The following is a 22,507-nucleotide window of genomic DNA, read 5'->3' as shown; positions in this document are numbered from 1 at the left end:
GTATCGGGAAAACTATTTACGCAATCGGGAAAATTATTTGGGCAGTTCCGGGCGGGGTACACGATAAGATGTACCGCCACTGATCGCGCCTAAAAAAGCCACCACAGCATCCCGCTCCTGCGTTGTCAGGTGCAGGGGAACGAGGATAGCGCTCGTTTCGGGAAACAGCGGATCGTTTAACTGGGATTCTTTCCTTTTGGTACGGGCGCCACCGGCATTATAGAGGTTCACAACACCTTCGAGGTTGTCGAACAGCCCGTTATGCATCCATGGGCGGGTAAGTCCCACATCACGGAGCGATGGCGTGCGGAAGCGGCCTACATCTTCTTTCCTGTGAGTGATATTATAGAGGCCCATGTCTTCATACTTACGCTGATAGTAAGTAAGCCCTATATTATGAAAACCATTATCCGTGAAGAAAGGACCATTATGGCAGTTCATGCAACGGGCCTTAGTGCGGAAGATGTGCATGCCAAACACCTGCTGATCGTTCATGGCATTGTGTTTACCGGTCATGAACGCATCGAAGTTCGTTTTCCGGCTGGTAATTGTTTTTTCGTACGTTGCCAGTGCTTCCGCGATCTGCTCCAATTCAATCATGTTGCCGCCAAACACCTGCCTGAAGCGGTTTTTATATTCGGAGATGCGGGCGAGTTCCTCACCCAGCGCCCCAGGCAGCTCGTGCATTTCAATGTCGTTCGATAAAGGCGCCAACACCTGCTGTTCCAGGCTTTTCACACGGCCGTCCCAGAAAAAGGACTTGTACTGCCATACATTGAACAGCGATGGCACATTACGTTCGCCCAGCGAATGATCGTGACCGATACCCGTGGTGCGGCCATTGGTCCAGCCCAGTTCAGGTTCATGGCAGGTAGCGCAGGAAATCTGGTTAGAGCCGGACAAGCGCGGATCGAAGAAAAGCAGTTTCCCCAACTCCACCTTGGCTGCTAAGCTCGAATCTGCAGCAAATGGAGAAGGCGGCAGGGCAGCCAGCTCTTCATAATGAATAGAATCATCTACGTTAGGACGGGGCCATTCGGACACGGGACGCGTGTACAGCGCACGGATACTGTCGAGGTACGACTGCGTAAGCGGCTGATCGGGCATGTTACTGCCGGTAAATGCATACCCCACTCCCATAAAGAGTGCTATACAACTGATAACGAACGTCTTTTTCATAGCTCCCAAGCAAATTAGGTTCCCGGTACGTGATAAAAGTTGGCCTGCCGGGTAAGAAAGCCGCAAAAATACGCAAAATTAACAGCGGGGTATGTCGGATCGGGAAAATTTGATTTAATTTCCGCCCTTCAAACATTTTTCTCAGATGAAAAGATACGGAACCATGGCAGCCAGTTTGCTGCTTTTAGCTTTTGCCGCATGTAAAACCTCCCGGTCAGACTCCTCCAAAGGAAAACTGGAAACGACCATGTCGGTTACCCCACATGCCGGCGTTAACCAACCAGTGATGTTGCATTTTGTGGTGTACAATCCTACTAAAAGTGAATTACAATTTTGCAAATACCACACGCCTTTCGAGGGTTTCCTCAGCACGTTCCTCGATCTTAAATCGGCGAACGGCCGGGAAGTAGAATACCGCGGCGCAATGGCCAAACGCATGATGCCGCCGCCTGCCTCCGCTTACATTAAAGTGCCGGCGAAGGACAGCGTGGTAGTAGATATCGATATTACGAAAGGATACAACCTGAAAACACCGGGACTGTATACCGCGAAGTATAACAGCGGCGCAATGAGCGGGTTGGAGAAGGTGAATGAAATTACGTTTACGGTGGTCCGTTAAACGAGATAAAGCAGATAGAGAAACATCTCTCTATCTGCTTTTTTGCTTTACGCGGAAACTGATTCAAGATATTTCGCCAACTGCTCCATCGTACCGCCAAAACCTACTTTCATACTTGCCCCCAACCCGTTAAACGCAGCAAGGTTCTTTTCCGTAGCGTTTTCCGGCACACCTGTGATCTCCACCTTCGTCTTATCTCCTGTCTCGTTAAATTCAAAACGGTAACGAACGCCCAGCGGAAAATCGGGTGCAAACGCAGGCGCAACCACGTTCCCGTCGGCGTCTGTGAAAGACACCGTGAACTCCAGCAAATCGTGCGGCTGGATGGTGTGGTACAGAAACCTGCCATAAGACGTGCCCTGTGCGCCTTCCATCTTATAACGAAAAATACCGCCCGGACGAAAATCCAGCGATAACACGCTGTTACGGCTGATCGTAGGCCCCCACCATTGGTTTAAAGCCTCTGCGGTGGTAAATGCTGCAAATACACTTTCCTTCGGCGCATCAAAAGTGTGCGCCAACGTAAAAACTGACTGACTCATTTTTTAGGTTTTGTTTGTTGAAGATATTGATCCAGCGCCTGGAACTGGGTGGTCCAGAACTGCCGGCAATGGCCGATCCAGTCGGTTACTTCCTGCAACTGCTGCAACTGCGCTTCACAATATCGCTCGCGTCCCTGCTGACGGATCATGATCAGTCCGCACTCTTCCAATATTTTCACGTGCAGTGACACGGCCTGCCGCGTCACGTCGAAGTTATCGGCGATCTCGTTAAGGTTCAGCGGCTTCTGCGCCAGCATTAAGATAATTTCCCGACGGGTGGGATCGGCTATTGCCTGGAATACATCGCGTCTTGTGGCCATAATATGCAAGTATCTGCTTGCAAATATATACGCAAGTATTCACTTGCGCAAATATATTTTAGATCACCTTCCCCCGCACCGCCATCCCGATCAACGTCGCCGTATTCTTCGCCTTAAACTTCGCCAGTAAGTTCTTCCGATGCGTATTCACCGTGGTACTGCTCACAAACAATTTATCCGCGATTTCCTGGTTCGTCAGCCCCTCCGCGATCAGCCGCAGCACCTCGAGTTCGCGCCGCGTCAATACCGGGGTATCGTCCTCGGCGGGTTTATGCAACTCCCGCGATACATCGAGGCTCAGGTAGGCGCGCCCCTTCATCACTTCGCCAAAAGCCTCCAGTAATTCTTCGCGCGACGCATTTTTCAGCACGTAGCCGGAGGCGCCGTTCTCCATCATCTTCTGGATAAACGTATATTGATTGAACGTACTCAACCCAATCACAAACACGGAAGGATACAACGCCTTTACCTGCCGGCACAATTCCACGCCGTTGATGTCGGGCAGATGTATATCCATGAGGATAATATCCGGCAGCTGTTTCGCCAGGGCCAGGCACGACGCGCCGTTCATCGCCTGTCCGGCCCACTCAATGCCCTGCTCCTGTTGCAGCATCGCGCGGATGCCCTCAATCACCATATAATGATCATCTACGATAAAAATCTTCATCTTACAGGGGGATTTCAATGAATACAGAAGTGCCGGCGCCGCTGTCCACATCCAACCGGCCATTCAGAAAGTTGACACGGTTGCGGATGTTTGCCCAACCCATACCACTGGTGCTTTCGAGGATGCCGGCATCGAAGCCCTGCCCGTCATCTTCGACGGTAATGCTTAACGTGTTGTCGGTGCGCGATAACTGCACCAGTGCATGCTGCGCCCGGGCGTGCTTCAGGGTATTATTCAATAATTCCTGCACCATGCGGTAAATGGTAATCGCTTTAGATTGATCCAGTGGCAGGTTTTCCACGTTAATCGGCTGATAACGCACCTGCAGTGCGCCGCTATTGGAAACATCCCGGCAAAGCCCGAGCAACGCAGTATTAAGACCATATTGGATCAGCGCTTCCGGCAACAGGTTGTGCGCAATGCGGCGCATCTCACCAATGGAGCTGTCGAGCATATCGAGGCTGCGTTCAAAGGCCATGGCGCTGTCGGGCGTCATCACCAGGTTACCGCGAAAGTTGTTCAGCGAGAACTTTACGCCGGAAAGCATGCCGCCCAATCCATCGTGCAGGTCTTTGGCCATGCGGGCGCGCTCCTGCTCCTCTCCTTTTAACACGGCCTCCGTAGCCGCCAGCTGCTTCTCCGTTTCCAGCTCGTGGATGCGCAATTGCTGCACTTTTTGCCGGTGCCGGTAGGCACGGTATAACAACAGCCCCACCAGCACGAACGCGGCGGCCAGTAAACTCAGAAACGTGATCAACATGTTTTTATTTTTAATGCTGAGGGCCTGTAAATTACTATCGCTTTCCAGTTGTAGAATCTTCGATTCCTTTAGTTCCGTTGCGTACTTCACCTCCAGTTCCTGCGTTCGTTTAGCCATGGCTTCATTAAACAGGCTGTCTTCCAGCAGGGTAGCCGCTGTGTTATATTGATTGCCCAATACCGGGTTTTGTGTGGCATACGCAAGGTTGCCCATCTGCTTCAGAATACTGCCCTTCAGTTTGCGCAGCTGCTGTTCGCCGGCAATGTCCAGCGCCTGCCGGGCGTATGCTTTTGCCTTTTCATATTGACGGGCATGCCCGTAGTGGTACGATAATCCTTTCAGCGCCAGCGCGCGACTATCCTTCGCATCCAGTTCTTCCGCCATTTTCAGCACCTTTTGGAAATAGGGTTCCGTTTTATCGTATTTGTCCTGTTGTATTAAAATGTCGGCGAGGTTAAGCGTTGCCACCATTTCCATGTAGGTATCGCCGTTACGCTGACTTAGCGCCAACGCTTCTTCATATACCCGTTGCGCCTTGTCCAGCTTCCGCACGTCCGCGTAGTTAAGCCCGAGGTTACTTAATGCAATACACAACTGCCGGTTATCGCCGGCATCGCGCGACAACTGCACGGCTCTCTCGCCATGCTGAATCCCCCGCTCATACTGGTGCATATCATTATACAAGACCTGCTGCACGTCTTCGCCAACGGCGCTCAACCGTTCCTGGCCAATCAGCTGAAAAATGATTTTACCTTCCTCATAATACTTCACCGCCGTTTCATATTCACCTCGCTCGCGGTAAGAAGTCCCGGTATTGAACAGCGCTTTTGCCAGCGGCAGCGAGTCTTTCCGGCTGCGTGCCAGTTCAACGGCCTCCTGGTTCATCACTGCGGAAGAGTCATATTTGCCCTGCATGTTCAGCACATAAGTATACCCCGCAATCGCCTTATAAATGGCTGGCGCGTATTGATGCCGCGCGGCAAGCTGCCGGGCGTTTTTGTAATATATTTTGGCGATTTCCGGCGCGCTGTTTTCTACTTCCATACCGGCATCCACGTAGAGCATTGCTTTAATGGTATCGTGGTTGGCAAGGGCGATCAGCCGCGGGAGACTATCCTGGGCTTTGGTGACGTTAAAGCAAAAGATTACCGGCAGGAACAGGGGCACAAGCTTTTTCTTCATCAAATGAGCTATTTACCAGTAAAATACTATTTAGGCTGATATCTTTTCCCTTTAACTTTCGCGGGCGAAAAGAAGTAGTCGTACACATAATCGTAGTTAAAATGGTGCAACATCACCTTGTAAATTTCCTTCCCCGATCTACCGCGATGGATATAAGGAAAACTGATGCTTACGAAAGCCGTTTTGCCAGCCTTCGCCGCGTCATATGCTGCCGGAGCTATTTTGTATAACGGATATCCGCCCGGAACAAATAATTCGAAATCCTTATCAAATGAATACACGGTTAGCTGCGCCATGCGCAGTAAAGCAGGGGCATGCTGACTGCCCGCATATTTATGCCGGTATATTTGCAAGGCTTCCAGCTGTTCTTTGCGCACATCGGCAGGGCTCTCCCACTTATTAATCACCTCTTCCGCGACCTGCAATAGCTCACCCTGTGTAACCGGCACGATAGGAAAGCGGTGCTCCGGCGACAGCAATATATTTATATACTGGTTGGTAACATATACAAAGCGCTGGCCTGTAGCTTGTTTCACTTCGTTTACGGTGGCCGCCAGCTTTTCTTTTACGCCTTTTTCCACCGTCTCGCCATCGGGGGTATAATACATGGTAAAGTAGTAGTAAGCCGGGGTACAAAAGCCATTCGCCTCTTCTCTCCCGTAAAAATTATTCGCCTGTATACTGATAAAATCCGCTGAGGCCGGCTGCGCACGCGTAAGTCCCCTGCCGGTTTTATCATAGCAGGGTACCCAGAAGTTCATATGCATCGCCCATCCTTTCGGAAGATAAACCGGTTTGCTCCCCTGCGGCAACGATACCCGCTCCTCCTGCGGCAATCCGCCAACCGGCGTCGTATAAGTAAGTTTGATCCAATTACTGAACGTGTCCAGCAGCGGCTGCCTGCCCGGGTAATTCCCTTTGGGCGCCATGATTTTGTCCCAGCCGATGGGGCTCTCCTTCAGTTCGCGCATACCCGGATTGGGATCCTGGGCGGCAGCGAACACGCTTATAAAAAGCAATACGACAGTGATTAGTTGATGTTTCATCAACACAAAGCTAAACCCGCTTATCCTGTCAAAATATCCTCCTTTTTAAGGATTTTATACCGGCAGCAGCCGTACTACTTTAGCGCTATCAAAAATTACTATTACTGATGAAAAAGATATGTGTTCTTTTTAGTCTGATCGCCTTACTGGCACTGTCTTCCTGCTCCAAAGACGGCGGCGCGGCCAAACCCGACCTTAACAATGCGGAACTGGTAGTCACTGCCAAAGGCGACGTAGCCGGTACCGTCAGTAACACTGTTATTGGTCCCGCGGGCGGAACGGCCGTTTCCGCAGATGGGCACCTGTCGATCACCGTACCTGCCGGTGCGCTAACACAAGCTACCACGGTAGGCATACAGCCCATTTCCAACAATGCCCCGCTGGGACTCGGACAAGGCTACCGCCTCACCCCCGAAGGCACTACGTTCGCACAGCCGGTTACCCTGACGTTCCGCTATGATGCAGGCACTACGAACCCCGATTTCCTGTGGATCACCACGCAGAACGCCGACGGCTCCCGGAGCGCGCTGACGAAAAGCGAAGTGAACAAGAATAACAATACCGTTGCGGGCAAAACCAATCACTTTTCCGACTGGGCAGTGGGCCGCTTTATTGATTTATCGATACAACCCGCCGCCACCACGTTAAAAGTAAATCAGTCGCTGGGATTGGAAGTAACCGGCTTCCTGCGGGAAGAAGACCCCGAAGAGATAATGCCGTTGCAAAAGATTTCCGGCGATGTAATCCCGCTGGCCATAGAAAAAGGTCTGCTCGCCGCCACAGAAACGTTTACCAACTTCAACGTAAAAAGCTGGTCGCTGAATGGCACGGCCGCCCCGGTAAGCAACAGTAACGGCAAGCTGACGGGCAGTGGCTCCAAAGCTAAATATACGGCGCCGGGTAAACGTCCCACCCCCGCTACTGTAGCCGTAACCGCCCAACTGGAAACTACTTACAAACTAGGTGGCAGCGCAAATTACCTGCTGACCACCAACATCACCATCGTGGAATCGGACTATTACCTGCTGGTGAAGGTCGACGGTGAAACGTACATCTACTACCAATGGGGCATTAACGGCTCCGTACCGCCAGATCCAAACGATCTGCAAATGGTGAACTGCGGCCGGGGCCTGTACGGCGAAACCGCCATTGCAGCGGGCTATTACACGAATGCGAACATGACGAACGGCTTTATCCTCAGTATCCGGGATGTAAGTAAAGGTTTCCGGCAACTGAAATGCCGGAACGCCGACCCTTCCAGCGTGGAAGAAGCGGCCTTCACGCCCGCCACCAAACCTTTTACCAATTACTACGACCAGCGCAATTATAAAAACGATGCCTGCTGGACAACACCCTCCTGCTCCCTGCTCCAGTACACCATCCTGGATTCGCCGGGCGATGGTAACGGCGACCTGAGAGGGTCTTTCTTCGGTACTATTTATGAAGATACCCCGGCCGCGGAACAGGCCTGTCAAACCCCTAAAGAACACCGGGTGTCGGGCGAGTTCCGCGTAAAGCGGGTTAATTAAACGCCAGGGAAGCCGTGTTAAAGTTTAACACGGCTTCCACCTTTTTGTAAAGAAATAGTAGAAGCCGGGCTCGGCTATAAGTTATGCTGCTGCCGGCGATAAAATACCGTGATTTGAGTATGTTCGTTACCGTAAGGCGCATTAGTTTTACGCCAACGAATACACCGTACCATGAAAATTTACCCTCGTACCGCCCTTACCCAGGTATTATTGACCGCCATCTTAGGTTTTGTACTAATGGCGTCCGGCTGCTCCAAGAAAAACAGGACGCAACGCCCGAAACGCCTGATACACCCGGCACCATCAGCGCACCAACGACCAGTGTCGCCACTTTCCAGGTGGCTACCTTTTACTCCAAAGAGTTATCGGAACAATACCGTGAAACGCAAGGTACCTTTGGCGGCGTCACCGTTCAGATAAGGCGCTCAGGCGACAGCAGTTATGCATTCCTGGTGCCCGAACTGCCGGCCGGCAAACATACGCTGGACTGCCCTATGGGCAGACTCACCTTTACGGTAGCGGTAACGAAGGTGGAGAACACCACGGCGGTGGTAGACGACCTGATGAAAAGAGTAGATGCACAGATTGAAGCGCTGCCCGCCGCTACGCCCGACGAAGTTGAGGAAGTGAACGAGGTCCGCGCGTTTAAATCGGAAGTATTGAAACTGTACAACAGCCTCAATGCCGACCAGAAACGCCAGGCAGCATTGATATACGAGGCCAACAGGGCCTCCTTTCAGCGGGTGAATGCGAACATCTTCAATAACCTTAACGGCAGCATCACCATGCGCCAATCCGATTGTCCGCGCACAGATTTCAAAAGCTACTATGGCTGCACGGCCGACAACCTCGCCGCCTCCGCGGAAGAACTGGTGAAGGCATCTGAGGATGCGCTCGAATTCCTGGCACTTGGCGCCATGAGCGCGTACCTGGCGCCCGCATCTTTCGGGCTGTCAGCGGCAGCCAGCACGATTGCCTTTGGCACAGCGGGATACCTGCTCATCACTGAGGTAAAACCGGCCGTGACAAAGTTCCGCCGCGACTTTGCGGCATTCCGGAACATTAACTGGATATTTTCCAAAGCATTATTCAGTACCATCTGGACAGAATTCGAAACCGGCATCAGCACCAACCTGCGCCTGAGATCGGCCTTCCATTCGCTGACCAGCAATGACAGGGACCTGATGCCTTCTACACAGCGTTTCTTTAAAGTATATTATCAACTGGATCTTTATTGGGACCGCCTCGTACAGGTATTTGGCACGTTCCCGCGCATCGGCGGCACCATCGAATACAAACCAATAAATACAGCGGATTACACTATCACCGGCATCTCCAATCCCAATGTACAACTGGAAGGACGGACCGGCGAAAATGTTACTTTCAAATCATTATCAGGGAAAACAGAAACCTTCTCTTACCATATCAGGGCCAGTAAAGAAGGCTTTACGTACGAGAAGGATGTCACCAATGCGAGGGTTATCCCGATCGTCGATTCTTCATCTTTCTACAGAGCGGCCTGTGTAGGTAACTGGACTGTCTACGGGTATGATCCCAACAACCCGACCTCCGTATATACACTTGAACTTAAAGCCGACGGCACGGGCACTTACACCGTTCCCAACAGCACTAAAAAATATGGCGTAAGCTGGTTTATCAGGCGAACCAACGAAAACGAATACCGCCTGTATGAATCCGGCTTCTGGCACCCGGCGTACGATGAACTGACCCGCGACAGGCTCGACTACCCGGTTACCGGTTTTAAGACCTACGCGAACTTCGATAAGAACTTTGTATCACAGCGATTTATAAAGAACTAAAAGTAAAAGCCCGGCATCATCATCACTGCCGGGCTTTTTTGTTTTTAAAAGTTTACGCCTATACTTCCCCCAACAGCATACCTGTTGCTGAAATCAAAGCTACCCGTTTTCACATACCTCCCATACGCCCGCACGAACAACAACTGTTTGCCGTCTTCCTGCAGTCTTGCAGACCAGGTTACCGGCAACTCGAACTTTACATAATCCGATGCGAGGTAATGATAATCATTCGTTTCCAGATGCTGGCAATCAAATTATACTTCCGGCGCAAAGATAGTGCGGCGTGTAGCCATGTCGTTTACGCAAAACGGAAAAAAAAGTGTGTCCCGGGTCCCGGGAATACATTTGATTTTCGCATTTTTGCTACATGACTGCATTTATAGACCTGAATACGTTCTATCAACGAGTAACCGGCGACGTACCCACGTTGCAGCAAACAGCCGGTCATTTCAATTTGATAAGGGTGGAAAACTTGCTGCAAACAGGCCAGGCGCGCGGGTATGGCAAACTTGCATATTACAAGGCCAGCCTTGTACAAGGGCACAGCATGATACGGTATGCACATCATCACATAACAATCCCGAAACACGCCCCGGTGTTTACAAGTCCCCTGTTGCCTTACCAATGGGAGCGGGTGGACGACGCACACACCGGTTATGTGGCCGTCTTTAACCCGGACTACCTGCCGCAGGCGCCGCAGTACCCGGTTTACCAGTCGCCCGCAAACGCAGTATTATTGCTGAACGGCAAGCAATACAAACAGTTCCCGGCACTGTTCGAACGTATGGATACTGTACTAAAAGGCGGCTATCATTATAAATTCGATTTGCTCCGCGCACTGCTGATGCAGGTGATACATGAAGCGCAACAATTATTGCCGCCCGCGCATGAAAATGATCATCATTCCAACTCGCACGAACGCATCACATTGCTCTTCACCGAGCTACTGGAGCGGCAATTCCCGATTTCGCAAATGGGACAACAAGTGATGCATACCACGCCGGGCGATTTCGCCAAACACTTAAATGTGCATGTGAATCACCTGAACAAAGCATTAAAACAATGCACAGGCCACACTACCTCCCAGCTGATCAACAGCCGCCTGGCGGGTGAAGCGGCCCTGCTCCTGAAAAACACCCACTGGACGATCGCCGACATTGCCTGGAGCCTGGGGTTTGAAGAACCGAACCACTTTTCGGCCTGGTTTAAACACCAGACCGGCGCCGTGCCCAAAGCCACCCGCGCCACGAAAAAGATTGATTCCTGTACTTTCCGGTTTGTTTCGCGTAGCCATGGCGCTATCATAAGGCCGAACTTTGCCTGATGAACAAACCTAAAACCGCCCTCGTCACGGGCGCCAACAGTGGCATTGGCCTTGAAATAGCCCGCGCACTTCACGCCGGCGGCGCACATGTGATCATGGCCGGCAGAAATGCCGAAGCCCTCCGCGCTGCCGCCAACAGCATTGGCGCCGACCGTCTGGAAACCCGCATACTGGACCTCGCCAGCCTGCGGCAGATAGCTGATTTCGCGGCCACTATCGATCAAAAAATAGATATCCTTATTAATAACGCCGGCGTAATGACACCTCCGCAAAGCCTGACGGAAGACGGGTATGAACTACAATTCGGCGTCAACTTCCTGGGCCACTATGCATTGACGGGGCACCTCTACCCCCAGCTCGAAGGTGCGCGGGTGGTGACGATGAGCAGCGGTGCCTACAAACAGGCCGGGGGCATCGACTACAACAACCTGCGTGCTGAAATTTCGTATAATGCCTACCGTGAGTATGCCATTAGTAAATACGCTGATATGCTTTTTATGATGCAGTTACACCGGCTGGCATCGCCCTATCTCCTATCCGCAGGCGCACATCCGGGCGTAACGGCCACGGCCCTCTCCCGGCACATGGATGCGGAAACGTATAACGCGGCATTGCAACAGTTCGGAGAACTGATGCCTGCATCGCAGGGCGCGTTGCCTGCATTGTATGCGGCAACAGCCCCGGGCGTGAAGGGCGGCGACTATTTCGGCCCCGATGGGGATATGGAACTGAAGGGCTATCCCGCCCCGGCGGAAATCACCGATGCGGTTAAAAACGAAGCTGCCGGGCAGCAACTCTGGGAGTTTGCCCGGCAGGCTACAGGGATCATTTATCCTTAATTAAAACGTACTACTTTACCAACGACAGGCTCCACACTCATCTTCAGGTTCCCAAGGTGATAATCCGAAGGCCTCACCGCATCGATGCTGCGGATGTGGTGTTCCTTATCGAGAAAAAGGTGGCGCGGGATGCTCGTAATGCCAAATGTTTTCACGATCAGCGAGGAGAGATCACCTTCCACCAGGTATTGATTGACGGTAATACTGTCTTCCTGCGTTGCTTTGCGCCAGGCGGCCTCACTCTTCGGCTTATCTAACGAAAAATACAACTGCACCACGCCCCTGTCCGCCAGGTACGCTTTGGCGGCCGAATCGGCCCGGTGATCTTCGCGGCAGGCCACGCACCAGCTGGCCCAGAAGTTAATGTATACAGCTTTACCCTTGTGTTGCGCCAGCAAATCCGCCAGCGTGAGCGACTGTATCCCCTCGTATGGCTGCAGCCGCGTTTGTGTCAGTACCCCGGCGGGTAATGCTTTGTCCGGAACTGGTAATCGTTGATGTGCCGGCGGATGTAATCGGCATACGTAGTATCCTTCACGTATCGCTTCGATTCCGCCGCGAGCTGCAGGAGCTCATCGTGGTACCACGACTGTTGCTTTTTCGCGAACGCGGCGATTAATATGGACAACATTGCTTCACGGGTAGGCCCCGAGAACTGCGTCAGCACGTATTGCCGCAGCTGTCCCAGGCTGTCCGGCGCGATCTTTGGATTAGCCAGCACGTGATGAAAACCGAATACATCGATACTGTTGTAGGACAAATGATCGAGGCGGCGCAAATCCGGCCGTGCTTTCTGGTTAGCGAAATAACCTTCCGGCAACGGCGCTTTGGCGAACTGCGGGTAACATAAACCCATCTGGTAGGCGTAGGCCAGTTCTGTCTTAAAATACTGGTAGGCATTGGCTGTCATCGGTGTTTGACGCTGAAACGAATCCGGGAACGCCCGCTGCGCATCATACCACCAATCCAGCTTTAACCGGAAGCTGTCGACCGCCTGGCCACGACCATAATTGGGCGCCTCTACGCGGTAACCGAACCGGTTGAACAACGCCACGCCGTAATTATAGTTGGCAGCATTTTTCCCGGTAAAACGGAAATGAGGTTTGTTGTTGATGCGCTCCACGGTGAACCGGATATTGTCGCCGGGCGTAATAAACAACCTGGCCGACATCCCGATCAACATTAACCGGGCGCCAAAGGGCTTTTCTACCGTGAGCGCCACGCGATAGTTGGAGTCTTTTCGTTCCGCCTCCACAGCATACGGCTGCTTATTGAAATCACGCCACAAGGGCACGCCGGTTTCGAAACGGATAAAACTGAGCAGGCTGTCGCGGGAAGTACCGCTGATATGCACATTCTGGGCGAACAGCGTAGCAAACGGGCAGAGTGCTAACAGGAACGCGGCAATGTTTTTCATCATTTACAATGGGTTTAATGGGTCTCCGGCGGCTAAACTAAACAATTAGTTACAACTAAACAAATAGTTAACTATAAAGAACGATCTTAAACATGTAATTTAGAAAGATGGTGAAAAGGAATTTATTCATCCCAGTGATTATCGCAGCATCGTTTTGCTGTGGTTTCGTCGTTAAGAGCATCTCCACCAATAAAAATACATCAACTATGAAGAAAGTAACGGGCATTGGCGGTATCTTTTTTAAGTGCAAAGACCCTAAAGGCATGAAAGACTGGTATCAACAAAACCTTGGCTTAAATACCAATGACTACGGCGCTACCTTTGAATGGTACGCAGACCAGAACAGCACAAAGAAGGCGACCACCCAATGGAGCACGTTCGACGAAAACACGAAATACTTCGCCCCTTCTGAAAAAGAGTTCATGATTAATTACCGGGTAGACAACCCGGAGGCGCTGGTAGCAGAATTGAAGAAGGCGGGGGTAAACGTGGTGGACAGTATTGAGACCTATGACTATGGCAAGTTTGTGCACATCATGGACCCTGAAGGAAACAAAATTGAATTATGGGAACCGCTGGGTGAATAACACGCCAGCGGTCCGCCGGCTATAAAATCGTCTGCAATACGCCCCCATCGGCGCGAAGCGCGGCACCGTTGGTGGCCACACTTAACGGGCTGCATAAGTAAGCCGCAAAATGCGCGATTTCTTCCGGTGTAATAAAGCGATCCAGCAGCGAGGCCGGGTTGATGAGCTGTGATTTCATCTGTTCCACCGGTACACCCTGCATCCCCGCCACATGCGCAACCGCGGCCGCAACCCCATCAGAATAAGTGGGGCCGCCAAGTATCGTATTTACCGTTACCGCCGTCCCCTTCGTTAACTGCGACAAGCCGCGGCTGATCGATAACATCGCCGTTTTACTCATCCCGTAGTGGATCATATTTGCCGGGATGTTTACCCCGGACTCGCTGCTGATAAACAGGATGCGGCCCCATTTCCTTTCGAGCATCTTCGGCAACAGCGCTTTACTAAGGCGTGCGCCGCTCATTACGTTTACTTCGAAAAACCGGTACCAGTCGGCGTCTTCCAGTTCAAAAAAGGGCTTCCGGTCAAAGATGCCTACATTGTTCACGAGGATATCGATGGCAGGCAGCTGTGCGATCAACTTCGTCACTGCTGCAGCGTCACTGAAATCTGCCGCTATACCCCTCACAGCGGCTCCCACAGTGCGTAGTCTGTTTACCGCCGCATCTACCTTCTCCTGCGTTCTGCCATTAATTACCACCGCAGCCCCTTCGCGCAACAACTGCTCCGCCACCGCATACCCAATTCCCTGTGTTGATCCGCTGATAAAGGCCGTTTTCCCTGCCAGTTTTAAATCCATTTCCTATTTTGTATTAATCGTTTAATAATTCATTATCCGAGCACTTCCAGCTGCATATCAATCTGCCTGCGCAGGACTTTGTATCCGGGTACATCCGGCGGGTCACATTTAACCCGTTCCACAAAGTAATAAGATAACGCCCCAGCACCACCGCATCTGTACGATTGGCGATCTGCCCCCGCTCCTGCGCGGTTTTAACGGCTTTTGAAAACATCTTTTCCACGTCTCTCAGGATAGCGGTGGCTTCTGCCTCCAGCTCCTCATCGAGGCCGGCCATTTCCATCACCGTATTGGCCACGATGCAGCCCTGCATATGTTTATTCTTATCCTCCCGCGCCACACTGCGAAAGAAATCCCTGATCAGTTCCAGTGGCGCATCACTCTCCTTCAGCCGGGTTTTAAATTCATCAAAAGCCTCGCGGCGTTGCTGTAAGGCCTTACGGAACAGTTCTTTCTTACCCCCTTTGAAGGTATTGTAAAAACTGCCGCTTCCCATACCGGTGGCGGTAAGCAGGTCATCCATCGAAGTGGCGGTATACCCTTTTTTCCAGAATACCTGTTGCGCTTTTTCCAGTACTTCCCTGTCATTATAAGTTGCAGGTCTGCCCCTCATTTATATTTTGTATTGATCGATACAAAATTAAAGGTTTCTTACTTTCTGCCAATTATTTTTCACTTACTGACATATTAATGTGATGTTTGACGCGAACAGGGTCATAATTTGTCAGTGCTGCCGTACTTTAGATTCATGGAAACGATTCAATATCAAACCCTGCTCCCTTCAGACGACTCCCTGCAACAATTAGTAGCCGGCTGGTACCAGGCAGAATGGGGCCTGGCGCCGGAACATACCTTGAACAAGCTGCGTGGCATAGAGGCGCCGGAAATACATGTTGTACAGTTGCTGAATGGGGCTCCCGTGGCTACTGGTGGGGTGCATCGGCATGTACCTATCATCGATCGCTATCCGCATCTCGCGGCGCACCCGTATTGGCTGGCCCTCGTGTATACCCAACCGCCGTTGCGCGGCCGCGGACTGGGCGCTGCACTGTGCCAGGAATTACAGCTGCAGGCAAAAGCCGCGGGCATTGATGTACTGCATTTGTTTACCCACACCGCGGAAAGCTTGTATACCCGGCTGGGATGGGAAGTGACAGAACGCATTGCGGCAGGCGGCAAAAACATAGCCGTCATGGAATTCCGTTTATAAAAGGAACACCCGGGTTGTTACGTTGCCAGGCAAATCGCTCGCGATTACGTGAATACCGGCCGCAACATGCTGCCAATCCGCCAATTCGGGACAGTATCGCCAGGTAAGCAGGTCTACGGTATCTAACAGGGCGCTACCCGCCTCCAAAACACTTCCATCAGCGCCTAACACTTCCACGTCCACCGACCCCACCCTGAAGTTATCCTTCGCGTCTATTGCCGGTGGTCGCTGATATTCATTCCCGTAATTTCGGGCGCACACATATAATCTGATACGGCGCTATTAAATACCCGCTGCGAGTCCTTCAACTCCCGTTCATACACCTGCTTATAAACCGGGTTGGCCAACACCCACTGCGCCCAGCCAGTAGCCTCCCCCAACTTGTCACGCACACCCCGTTGCGCTTCGGATGCCGGAACTGCTTTGTCGAACCTGGGATGCATCGACAAAAAGGTATTATTCCCTTTCGTTCGCGCCACCATTTGATTGCCAATTGAACCATGCGCCCCTTTTAAGGGATGGTTATTACCAACTCTTGCCATTTTGATAAAATTTGACTGTAACCTACCTTTTTCAGCAGCCCGGCAATTTACCGATTGGTGGGGACGGGTCTATTAGTTGGTGGGCACGGTCTTTTGAGGTGGTGAACTGCATTTTCAAAATAGGATGGTAAGAGGATCCTAAGACCACCCTTCGCTAATCCTTCGCTCATCCGACGTTCAATCGGCCGTGGCAAAGGGTTTAGCGTAAGATGAGCGAAGGATCAGCGAAAGATGCAGTTAGGATCAAGCCCCAATGCCGCTAAGCAGCTAAAAGTAAAAGGAAGCCACCGTACACCCCGAACAGCCCGGCCATTCGCGATAACACCAGTGGCTTCCTTCTGTATATAGAAAAGCAGATACCACTTACTTCCAATATGTCAAAGAACTCACTACAGGCAACGGGATCTTTTACGCCGTTGCATTGCTCCGGCACAGCCGTTAAAGCGTCTTCCGACGGTTGTACGGGCTGTAACCGGATACGCATTAAATGATGGATGCAAATATGAGGGGCAAACCTGCGTTTCAGCATATCAGTTTGTCGCAAAAAGAGTCAATTTATCGCAAAGTTGGTTTTCCGTTTTTTTGTGCAAACAGGAGGTGTAGAAACACCGTGCGCCATACTTCTTCCGGACAGAAAAGCGTCAATTTCTGTCAAAGTTGCCGTAGGGTGGGATGGTTCAGTGGTGGTTCAGTGATGGTTCAGTGGTGGTTCAGCAGGTTAGATAGTCCGGACTTAGGGATACACCTATTTCACCGGCGGCCTCAACCTGGTATACGTCGTGAATGCCGACTTCCGCGCCGTTTTCCCTTTGGCAAAATACGATCTGAGCCAGGTTTGCTGCTCAATAACCCGGATGTTGAGATCTGCGATGCTCTCACTCAAGTCCGTTTTCAGGGCCGACAGGGTTTCGTCGGTAGTCTCAATCCTGCCGAGCATGGCGGCGGCGTCTTTCAGTTTTTTATGGGGGCATCGATCATGGCCTGTATGACGGAGTCCGGCTGGATTGGCATGAATCGTTTGTTATAGTACGCGATAAATTCATTGAACTCATCTATCGCCATGTTTACCTTGCGCAGCGCAGCGTTATACTGGTTAACCTGTTGGTTATGCAAGGCCACGCGCTGATTCTGCCGGTAGATATCCACCGACCGCCTCCACCATTCCAGCCGGGCTGCCTGCATCGTATTGCGCATACCATTGCTTTGGAGCCGGGCGGCAGCTGCCTCGTAATACAGCATGGTATCCATTTTCTCATAAGCAGCGATGGAATCGCGATAGTTAAAATAGGGCCTTGACGAACGTTCGCCCGTTTTACCCTCGTAAAATGCCGTAGTCGTTACGGGGTAATCCATCAGCTGCCAGAGGTAGTCAAAAGGCATGTGTGATTTAATCAGCTTCGCCGGCGCCACTTTAAAATAGTTATTATTGATTTTCTTTACGAAGCGGCCATTCTCCACATACCCTGCCCCCAGGTGGGATCGAACAGGAACCAACCGGTATCGATGCGGGCGGCACTCCAGGCATGCGGAATGTAATCGGTAAAGCCGCTTTGTATGGTAAAGCCTTCTATGACAAAAGATTTTAGGCCGGCTTTGGCGCAGATATCCGTAAAAAGCATGGCATAGTTTTCACAAACCCCTTCCGCGTTTTCAGCGTCCTGGCAATCTTCTCCTCCTTCTTCTCGTAAAAATTAACATTGAACATATTCTCCAGTCGTAACTCACGGAAGAAGCCACCCATATAAAAGCGGCGCGCGTCTTATCCGCATCGCTGCTGAAGTTTTCATTGATATAGGCAGCAATATCACCCGTGGTGGCCGTACGCGATTCGGGTATCGCCAGCGCTTTGCGGTCAATGCCTGCAAATTCCTTTTTTTTCGCCTGGGCAAACAGCGTCGTGGAAATGACCAGCATCATCACATACAAAACTATTCTAAAGCATAGCGATTGCATCAGGTTATTTTTAACAGTGATAAAGATAAGAAAAAGTGCTACTTTGTTCTTAAGCCCCCGCTGCAACCCCACAGCAGCGCGGCTTCAGCCGAAAATAACCTGAAAGGCCCACACAATACGGACGGTCCACGGTCGTTATATCACCGAAAAACCGCCGGCCTCATGTGAGCCTGGTCAGAAAATTTTAACTATGTCAAGAGTGAAACAACTTATGCTTGCGTTCATTGCCGCTGCAATGGTAACCGTCGGCGCCTGCAAGGCCGACAGAGAAGAGTCCCGCCCAGGCCCCGGAACGGGCAGCGGAGGCGTAAAAACCCTGAAGATACCACTGAGGTGGTAGCTACCAACAAGCCCCTGATGAAGGATTTCATGGGCTCAACGGGCATTTTTTCTTTAAGCCGGAACTGTACAACCAGGTGGTACGCAACGTGCGTAACTACCACAACCTCGATTGGGATGTGGCCAAACCCGGCGATCCCATTACGCTCCCTATGTGTATTAACGGGGTGGACTGGAAAAATGATCTCTACAAATTCTGGAAACAGGCTGGTTTCCAGATAGATATCTGTATGCAATTCGGCGCTTTCGGCCCGGGCGAAAACTTCGCCAGCTACTGGAAAGGCAAGGAACAGTGGGCATACGACTACGGTAAAGCCATGAGCAAGTACTTCGGCCCTTCCGGTACGGAAAAACTCGCTACATCTTTCGAGATCGATAATGAACCTGGCCAGCGCGTAGACCAGACCGTTTTCCGCAACGTGTTCAAAAAGATGGCCCAGGGCCTCCGCGACGGCGATGCCCGGCTAAAATCGTAACTCCTACCATCTGGGCACGCACGGCGGACGATTATTCGCAGGACGTTCGCGCTTTCTACGGAAACGCCGACGTACTGCCCCTGTACGATGTATTAAACGTACATACTTACGCTACCGTTCCCCAGGGACAAGGCAACCCTAACCCATGGAACCGCACCTACCCGGAAGACTCTACCGCCGCCTACCTGAAAGTCGTGCAGGAAGTGATCAACTGGCGTAATACATCGGCCAGTGGCAAACAGGTATGGATCACCGAATTTGGCTACGACGCCCCCACGCCTGCGGCTATGGCCAAACGCGTAGACTGGTGGCTGGAAATGGACTGGCAGGGCCACACCGATCTGCAACAGGCGCAATACCTGGTAAGGTCGTTCCTTGCCTTTGCCCCCATGGACATCAACCGGGCTTATCTCTATTATTTCAATGATGAAGATGAAGCCGCCTTCCATGCCGCCTCCGGCCTCACGAGGAACTTTGTACCAAAAATGTCTTTCTACGCCGTAAAACAATTCTATAACCTCCTGGGCGATTTTCGTTTCGCACGCGTGGTAAAGAAAGATGCTGGTCAGACTTATGTATATGAATTCCGCAGCGATGCCGGTAAAAAAGTATGGGTAGCCTGGTCACCTACCGGTGTAAGATCACACCTGAAGGATGGTTATAAACCACGCACTGCGAAAGTGACATTGACTGTACCTTCCAAACCTGTGAACGTGAAAACGATGGCGACTGCCAGCGCAGAAGCGGCGGAAGCGGAATGGAAACAGACGGGGGATAATACGATTGAGGTGACGATCGGGGAAAGTCCGGTGTATATTATATTGTAACAAAACACGAACTACTTGAAAGCGGTAAGGTCTTCCTTACTGCTTTTTTTTTTCGCGTACCCAACCACCAAAACAGGACACTCAATCCCGCAGAAATACTCGTCACTACGACCGCCATCACTTTAAGACTACTCCCTGCCCGGACAACATCGGGCGATGTTGACATAAAAATGCCGGACGTTTCATTTACAGCCCCCAGGTAAAAATCGTGAGCAGCACGGCGAGCACTATCCATAATATCTTCATAAAAAAATTGATTGCGGGGCAAGATATAAAAAAGCCCCGCCTGGGAACAGGCAGGGCATCATCTATCAAATGTAATGTTGAATGAAATTTATCGCAAAAAAACTTTCCTGACAGCACTGTTCCCCTGATCGAGGATATAGATGCTACCATCGTTACCAACTTTCATATCTATAACGCTGAACGAGAATTTCGCCTGGTCAAAACTGCCATCCGCATAACCCTGTCCGGCAAATTTGGCCATGGTGCTCACTTCATCTGTTGCAAAATCATACTTGCGGATCGCATAGTTGTTTTTATCCATGATCAGCAGAGACCCCTCATTGTCGATCGCCAGGGACGTGAAACCGTAACCCAGCCTCGCTGTTGCACGCGGACCATCCACGAAACCATATTGACCATACTCCCCGATCCAATATGTTGTAGATGTTTTAGTGTTAGCATCCCACCGGGAAACGATGCCTTCATAGTCATCCATTGATGCATAGATATTCCCCCTCGCATCTACTACCGGCGTGCAGTTGTCGGACACACTGTTACGGTGTGTGGGTTCGGTTTGCCCTGTGGTGTATATTTTCAGGATACCTGCCCAGGTTTGGGTGATATACATGTTGGCGTCTTTATCCAGCGCCAGCCGGCCTACCGCGCCGCTGATACCGGCTTTTGCAGTACTTACGGTACCATCCGTGGCAATTCTACGGATGTTCCTGCTAACACCGGATTCCGCTACATACAGATTGTCCTGTGCATCGAACGCCATGCCGTAAATGGCGCCAAATTTAGCAGTGGCCAGCGGTCCATCCACGTAACCGATTCCGGATGCCCCTGCCCACACACTGGCGGTACCATCGACAGTAATCTTTATAATCTGCGCTGTGTTACGATCGCTCACATACACATTTCCCTTGGAATCTACTGCCATCGCCGAAGCACTGAAGGCGATCAATGATCCTTTGTACAGCGTCATCGTACCCGCGCGACGGAACTGCTCCGGCGCGTTAGCAGTGAGTGCAGCACGTTGTACCTTCAGATCGCCGGAAGTGAGGGTAGCCGGCGCCGTCACCACCAGGGTGGTTTCGGTAGCACTTTCCACTACGGCGGCGGCACCATTGAAGGTCACGATGTTTTCGCCCGGTAAGGCGCTGAAACCTACACCGGTGATGGTTACTTTCGTGCCCGCCAGACCCGCGCTTGGCGATACGGATACGATGCCCGTGTTCTGGTCTGTGAAATTTGGACCGGTTACAGGTTGATCGTTCACCACCACTTCTACTTTACCATTGCCAGTACCACCCGGCAGGGTCAATGTCAGTTTGGTGGCGGCGGCCGTTTTCACGGGCACGGTTACGCCGTTGATCTTAACGATATTCTCATCCGTATGGGTGCTGAAATTCAAACCGCTGATGGTCATTTCCTGCCCTGCCGGGCCGCTCAATGGCGTTACCAGCGTAATTCTTGGTGCGGGTACCGGTGTAAAGGTCGGGCCGGGCAACAGCTGACCGATAATACGTGCGGTAACGGGACCAGTAGCCACACCTTCGGGTGCTATTACCACCAGTTTGGTCTCAGTTGCTTCTACTACCTGCGCAGGTTTACCGTTAAACTCCACGATGTTGCCTGTTGTCACTGCTTCAAAACCAGCTCCGTTAATGGTCACTTTGGTACCAGCGTTACCGGTCATTGGTTTAATGCTGTTGATGGCCTGAAAACGGAAGTTAGCGCCAGTGGAGCTCTCGCCGTTTACTTTTACCGTAATTGGGCCAGGCCCCGCGCCCACCGGAATTTCAGCTACCACCAGGGTATCGTTCACACTCACTACCAGGGCATTCACACCATTCACCAGTACTTCGGCGGGCGCATTTAAACTGCTGAAGCCTTCGCCGCTGATACGCACGTGCATACCGGCAGGACCATTCGTCGGGAAAAAGCTGTGTACAGAAAGGGCCTGGTAAGTATAGTTCCCCACTTCCACTGTTTTTCCATCAGCCTTATAATTTATTTTACCCGTCTGGCCTTCACGCGGAGCGCGTACGACAAGTGAGGTATCGTTTACGTTCAGTACTTCCGCCGCAATTTCACCAAAGGAAACAGTAGCTTCTTTGTTAAAGCCGGTTCCCACGATGGTTACCAGCGTGCCCGCATTACCGCTATTCGGGTAATAGCTGCTCACCGCCAGTTGCGGCTGCTGCTTATTGTCCTCTCTCCGACAGGATTGCGCCAATACAGCGCCGATCAGCAAAAGAAAAATGGCTATCTTTTTCATCATGAAGATGCTTTAAGCTTGTTT

The 22,507-nt window shown here is 51.5% G+C and carries 25 protein-coding genes and 1 pseudogene; 9 read left to right on the top strand and 17 right to left on the bottom strand.

Annotated features, from left to right (window positions below; all coding sequences use genetic code 11):
* Positions 1-33 precede the first annotated feature (33 nt).
* A complete protein-coding gene (locus MKQ70_RS03965; protein ID WP_248068336.1) occupies positions 34-1,179 on the bottom strand; it encodes a cytochrome-c peroxidase in 1,146 nt (381 codons plus the stop codon).
* 145 nt (positions 1,180-1,324) lie between these two features.
* Here MKQ70_RS03965 and MKQ70_RS03960 point away from each other — a divergent pair, with 145 nt between their 5' ends.
* Complete coding sequence (locus MKQ70_RS03960) at positions 1,325-1,798, top strand: hypothetical protein (protein WP_248068333.1); 474 nt, start codon at positions 1,325-1,327, stop codon at positions 1,796-1,798.
* Positions 1,799-1,845: 47 nt separating this feature from the next.
* Here MKQ70_RS03960 and MKQ70_RS03955 read toward each other — a convergent pair whose 3' ends face one another.
* From MKQ70_RS03955 to MKQ70_RS03935, 5 genes are read right to left on the bottom strand one after another with little or no spacing between them, the layout of a single operon-like run.
* Positions 1,846-2,340: an SRPBCC family protein gene (locus tag MKQ70_RS03955; protein WP_248068330.1), complete on the bottom strand. Its 495-nt coding sequence runs from the start codon at positions 2,338-2,340 to the stop codon at positions 1,846-1,848.
* Positions 2,337-2,660 carry an ArsR/SmtB family transcription factor gene (locus tag MKQ70_RS03950; protein ID WP_248068327.1) on the bottom strand — a complete coding sequence of 108 codons (324 nt, stop codon included), beginning with the start codon at positions 2,658-2,660 and terminating at the stop codon, positions 2,337-2,339. The genes MKQ70_RS03955 and MKQ70_RS03950 overlap by 4 nt, the downstream gene beginning before the upstream one ends.
* Positions 2,661-2,718: 58 nt before the next feature.
* Entirely contained in the window at positions 2,719-3,327 is a 609-nt protein-coding gene (locus MKQ70_RS03945; protein ID WP_248068324.1) for a response regulator, read from the bottom strand.
* Position 3,328: 1 nt separating this feature from the next.
* Entirely contained in the window at positions 3,329-5,269 is a 1,941-nt protein-coding gene (locus MKQ70_RS03940) for a tetratricopeptide repeat-containing sensor histidine kinase (protein ID WP_248068322.1), read from the bottom strand.
* Positions 5,270-5,295: 26 nt separating this feature from the next.
* Positions 5,296-6,315 (bottom strand): hypothetical protein, encoded by a 1,020-nt coding sequence (locus MKQ70_RS03935; protein ID WP_248068319.1) that lies wholly within the window; start codon positions 6,313-6,315, stop codon positions 5,296-5,298.
* A gap of 107 nt (positions 6,316-6,422) precedes the next feature.
* Between MKQ70_RS03935 and MKQ70_RS03930 the strand changes: the two genes are divergently transcribed.
* From MKQ70_RS03930 to MKQ70_RS03915, 4 genes are all read left to right on the top strand, one after another.
* Complete coding sequence (locus MKQ70_RS03930) at positions 6,423-7,844, top strand: hypothetical protein (RefSeq protein WP_248068316.1); 1,422 nt, start codon at positions 6,423-6,425, stop codon at positions 7,842-7,844.
* A gap of 119 nt (positions 7,845-7,963) precedes the next feature.
* Entirely contained in the window at positions 7,964-9,664 is a 1,701-nt protein-coding gene (locus MKQ70_RS03925; RefSeq protein WP_248068313.1) for a hypothetical protein, read from the top strand.
* A gap of 367 nt (positions 9,665-10,031) precedes the next feature.
* Positions 10,032-10,988, top strand: coding sequence for a helix-turn-helix domain-containing protein (locus MKQ70_RS03920; protein WP_248068310.1), 957 nt, complete (start codon positions 10,032-10,034; stop codon positions 10,986-10,988).
* Positions 10,988-11,827 carry an SDR family NAD(P)-dependent oxidoreductase gene (locus MKQ70_RS03915; RefSeq protein ID WP_248068307.1) on the top strand — a complete coding sequence of 280 codons (840 nt, stop codon included), beginning with the start codon at positions 10,988-10,990 and terminating at the stop codon, positions 11,825-11,827. Before MKQ70_RS03920 ends, MKQ70_RS03915 begins: the two co-directional genes overlap by 1 nt.
* Here MKQ70_RS03915 and MKQ70_RS03910 read toward each other — a convergent pair.
* Complete coding sequence (locus MKQ70_RS03910) at positions 11,824-12,249, bottom strand: TlpA family protein disulfide reductase (RefSeq protein ID WP_308199408.1); 426 nt, start codon at positions 12,247-12,249, stop codon at positions 11,824-11,826. The genes MKQ70_RS03915 and MKQ70_RS03910 overlap by 4 nt on opposite strands.
* A 29-nt stretch (positions 12,250-12,278) precedes the next feature.
* Positions 12,279-13,247 carry a hypothetical protein gene (locus MKQ70_RS03905; RefSeq protein ID WP_248068301.1) on the bottom strand — a complete coding sequence of 323 codons (969 nt, stop codon included), beginning with the start codon at positions 13,245-13,247 and terminating at the stop codon, positions 12,279-12,281.
* A 203-nt stretch (positions 13,248-13,450) separates the two neighbouring features.
* Between MKQ70_RS03905 and MKQ70_RS03900 the strand changes: the two genes are divergently transcribed.
* Entirely contained in the window at positions 13,451-13,831 is a 381-nt protein-coding gene (locus tag MKQ70_RS03900; protein ID WP_248068298.1) for a VOC family protein, read from the top strand.
* Positions 13,832-13,850: 19 nt separating this feature from the next.
* Here the strand turns inward: MKQ70_RS03900 and MKQ70_RS03895 are convergent, their stop codons facing one another.
* Entirely contained in the window at positions 13,851-14,630 is a 780-nt protein-coding gene (locus MKQ70_RS03895; protein ID WP_248068295.1) for an SDR family NAD(P)-dependent oxidoreductase, read from the bottom strand.
* 13 nt (positions 14,631-14,643) lie between these two features.
* Complete coding sequence (locus MKQ70_RS03890) at positions 14,644-15,243, bottom strand: TetR/AcrR family transcriptional regulator (protein ID WP_248068293.1); 600 nt, start codon at positions 15,241-15,243, stop codon at positions 14,644-14,646.
* A gap of 135 nt (positions 15,244-15,378) precedes the next feature.
* On the opposite strand from MKQ70_RS03890, the gene MKQ70_RS03885 reads away from it, so the two are divergent.
* A complete protein-coding gene (locus MKQ70_RS03885) occupies positions 15,379-15,840 on the top strand; it encodes a GNAT family N-acetyltransferase (RefSeq protein WP_248068291.1) in 462 nt (153 codons plus the stop codon).
* Here the strand turns inward: MKQ70_RS03885 and MKQ70_RS03880 are convergent.
* From MKQ70_RS03880 to MKQ70_RS03855, 6 genes and pseudogenes are all read right to left on the bottom strand, one after another.
* Positions 15,835-16,023, bottom strand: a complete 189-nt coding sequence (locus tag MKQ70_RS03880) for a hypothetical protein (RefSeq protein WP_248068289.1) — start codon at positions 16,021-16,023, stop codon at positions 15,835-15,837. The two genes, MKQ70_RS03885 and MKQ70_RS03880, sit on opposite strands and share 6 nt — an antisense overlap.
* Before the next feature lie 29 nt (positions 16,024-16,052).
* Positions 16,053-16,382: a hypothetical protein gene (locus MKQ70_RS03875; protein WP_248068288.1), complete on the bottom strand. Its 330-nt coding sequence runs from the start codon at positions 16,380-16,382 to the stop codon at positions 16,053-16,055.
* A 745-nt stretch (positions 16,383-17,127) separates the two neighbouring features.
* A complete protein-coding gene (locus MKQ70_RS03870) occupies positions 17,128-17,319 on the bottom strand; it encodes a hypothetical protein (protein ID WP_248068287.1) in 192 nt (63 codons plus the stop codon).
* A gap of 14 nt (positions 17,320-17,333) precedes the next feature.
* Positions 17,334-17,840 carry a hypothetical protein gene (locus MKQ70_RS03865; protein ID WP_248068286.1) on the bottom strand — a complete coding sequence of 169 codons (507 nt, stop codon included), beginning with the start codon at positions 17,838-17,840 and terminating at the stop codon, positions 17,334-17,336.
* Positions 17,819-18,022: pseudogene (locus tag MKQ70_RS03860) on the bottom strand (transglutaminase domain-containing protein); the annotation flags it as partial. The gene MKQ70_RS03865 and the pseudogene MKQ70_RS03860, both read right to left, overlap by 22 nt.
* Positions 18,023-18,032: 10 nt before the next feature.
* Complete coding sequence (locus tag MKQ70_RS03855; protein ID WP_248068280.1) at positions 18,033-18,302, bottom strand: hypothetical protein; 270 nt, start codon at positions 18,300-18,302, stop codon at positions 18,033-18,035.
* 449 nt (positions 18,303-18,751) lie between these two features.
* Between MKQ70_RS03855 and MKQ70_RS03850 the strand changes: the two genes are divergently transcribed.
* Complete coding sequence (locus MKQ70_RS03850) at positions 18,752-19,150, top strand: hypothetical protein (protein ID WP_248068277.1); 399 nt, start codon at positions 18,752-18,754, stop codon at positions 19,148-19,150.
* Between the two features lie 194 nt (positions 19,151-19,344).
* The gene (locus tag MKQ70_RS03845; RefSeq protein WP_248068274.1) at positions 19,345-19,977 is read left to right on the top strand and encodes a hypothetical protein; all 633 of its coding nucleotides are present in this window, start codon (positions 19,345-19,347) and stop codon (positions 19,975-19,977) included.
* 334 nt (positions 19,978-20,311) lie between these two features.
* Here the strand turns inward: MKQ70_RS03845 and MKQ70_RS03840 are convergent, their stop codons facing one another.
* The gene (locus tag MKQ70_RS03840; RefSeq protein WP_248068271.1) at positions 20,312-22,486 is read right to left on the bottom strand and encodes an IPT/TIG domain-containing protein; all 2,175 of its coding nucleotides are present in this window, start codon (positions 22,484-22,486) and stop codon (positions 20,312-20,314) included.
* Between the last annotated feature and the right edge of the window lie 21 nt (positions 22,487-22,507).

The sequence above is a fragment of the Chitinophaga sedimenti genome (genome assembly GCF_023156195.1).
In the GTDB taxonomy this organism is placed as follows: Bacteria; Bacteroidota; Bacteroidia; order Chitinophagales; family Chitinophagaceae; genus Chitinophaga; species Chitinophaga sedimenti.
The sequence above is the reverse complement of the archived record's forward strand: the minus strand, read 5'-3'. Positions and strand labels throughout refer to the sequence as shown.

Bases quoted from the DNA above. Each gene is read 5' to 3' on its own strand.
- MKQ70_RS03965 (WP_248068336.1), bottom strand. From the start codon at position 1,179: ATGAAAAAGACGTTCGTTATCAGTTGTATAGCACTCTTTATGGGAGTG.
- MKQ70_RS03960 (WP_248068333.1), top strand. From the start codon at position 1,325: ATGAAAAGATACGGAACCATGGCAGCCAGTTTGCTGCTTTTAGCTTTT.
- MKQ70_RS03955 (WP_248068330.1), bottom strand. From the start codon at position 2,340: ATGAGTCAGTCAGTTTTTACGTTGGCGCACACTTTTGATGCGCCGAAG.
- MKQ70_RS03950 (WP_248068327.1), bottom strand. From the start codon at position 2,660: ATGGCCACAAGACGCGATGTATTCCAGGCAATAGCCGATCCCACCCGT.
- MKQ70_RS03945 (WP_248068324.1), bottom strand. From the start codon at position 3,327: ATGAAGATTTTTATCGTAGATGATCATTATATGGTGATTGAGGGCATC.
- MKQ70_RS03940 (WP_248068322.1), bottom strand. From the start codon at position 5,269: ATGAAGAAAAAGCTTGTGCCCCTGTTCCTGCCGGTAATCTTTTGCTTT.
- MKQ70_RS03935 (WP_248068319.1), bottom strand. From the start codon at position 6,315: ATGAAACATCAACTAATCACTGTCGTATTGCTTTTTATAAGCGTGTTC.
- MKQ70_RS03930 (WP_248068316.1), top strand. From the start codon at position 6,423: ATGAAAAAGATATGTGTTCTTTTTAGTCTGATCGCCTTACTGGCACTG.
- MKQ70_RS03925 (WP_248068313.1), top strand. From the start codon at position 7,964: ATGTTCGTTACCGTAAGGCGCATTAGTTTTACGCCAACGAATACACCG.
- MKQ70_RS03920 (WP_248068310.1), top strand. From the start codon at position 10,032: ATGACTGCATTTATAGACCTGAATACGTTCTATCAACGAGTAACCGGC.
- MKQ70_RS03915 (WP_248068307.1), top strand. From the start codon at position 10,988: ATGAACAAACCTAAAACCGCCCTCGTCACGGGCGCCAACAGTGGCATT.
- MKQ70_RS03905 (WP_248068301.1), bottom strand. From the start codon at position 13,247: ATGATGAAAAACATTGCCGCGTTCCTGTTAGCACTCTGCCCGTTTGCT.
- MKQ70_RS03900 (WP_248068298.1), top strand. From the start codon at position 13,451: ATGAAGAAAGTAACGGGCATTGGCGGTATCTTTTTTAAGTGCAAAGAC.
- MKQ70_RS03895 (WP_248068295.1), bottom strand. From the start codon at position 14,630: ATGGATTTAAAACTGGCAGGGAAAACGGCCTTTATCAGCGGATCAACA.
- MKQ70_RS03890 (WP_248068293.1), bottom strand. From the start codon at position 15,243: ATGAGGGGCAGACCTGCAACTTATAATGACAGGGAAGTACTGGAAAAA.
- MKQ70_RS03885 (WP_248068291.1), top strand. From the start codon at position 15,379: ATGGAAACGATTCAATATCAAACCCTGCTCCCTTCAGACGACTCCCTG.
- MKQ70_RS03875 (WP_248068288.1), bottom strand. From the start codon at position 16,382: ATGGCAAGAGTTGGTAATAACCATCCCTTAAAAGGGGCGCATGGTTCA.
- MKQ70_RS03870 (WP_248068287.1), bottom strand. From the start codon at position 17,319: ATGCTCGGCAGGATTGAGACTACCGACGAAACCCTGTCGGCCCTGAAA.
- MKQ70_RS03840 (WP_248068271.1), bottom strand. From the start codon at position 22,486: ATGATGAAAAAGATAGCCATTTTTCTTTTGCTGATCGGCGCTGTATTG.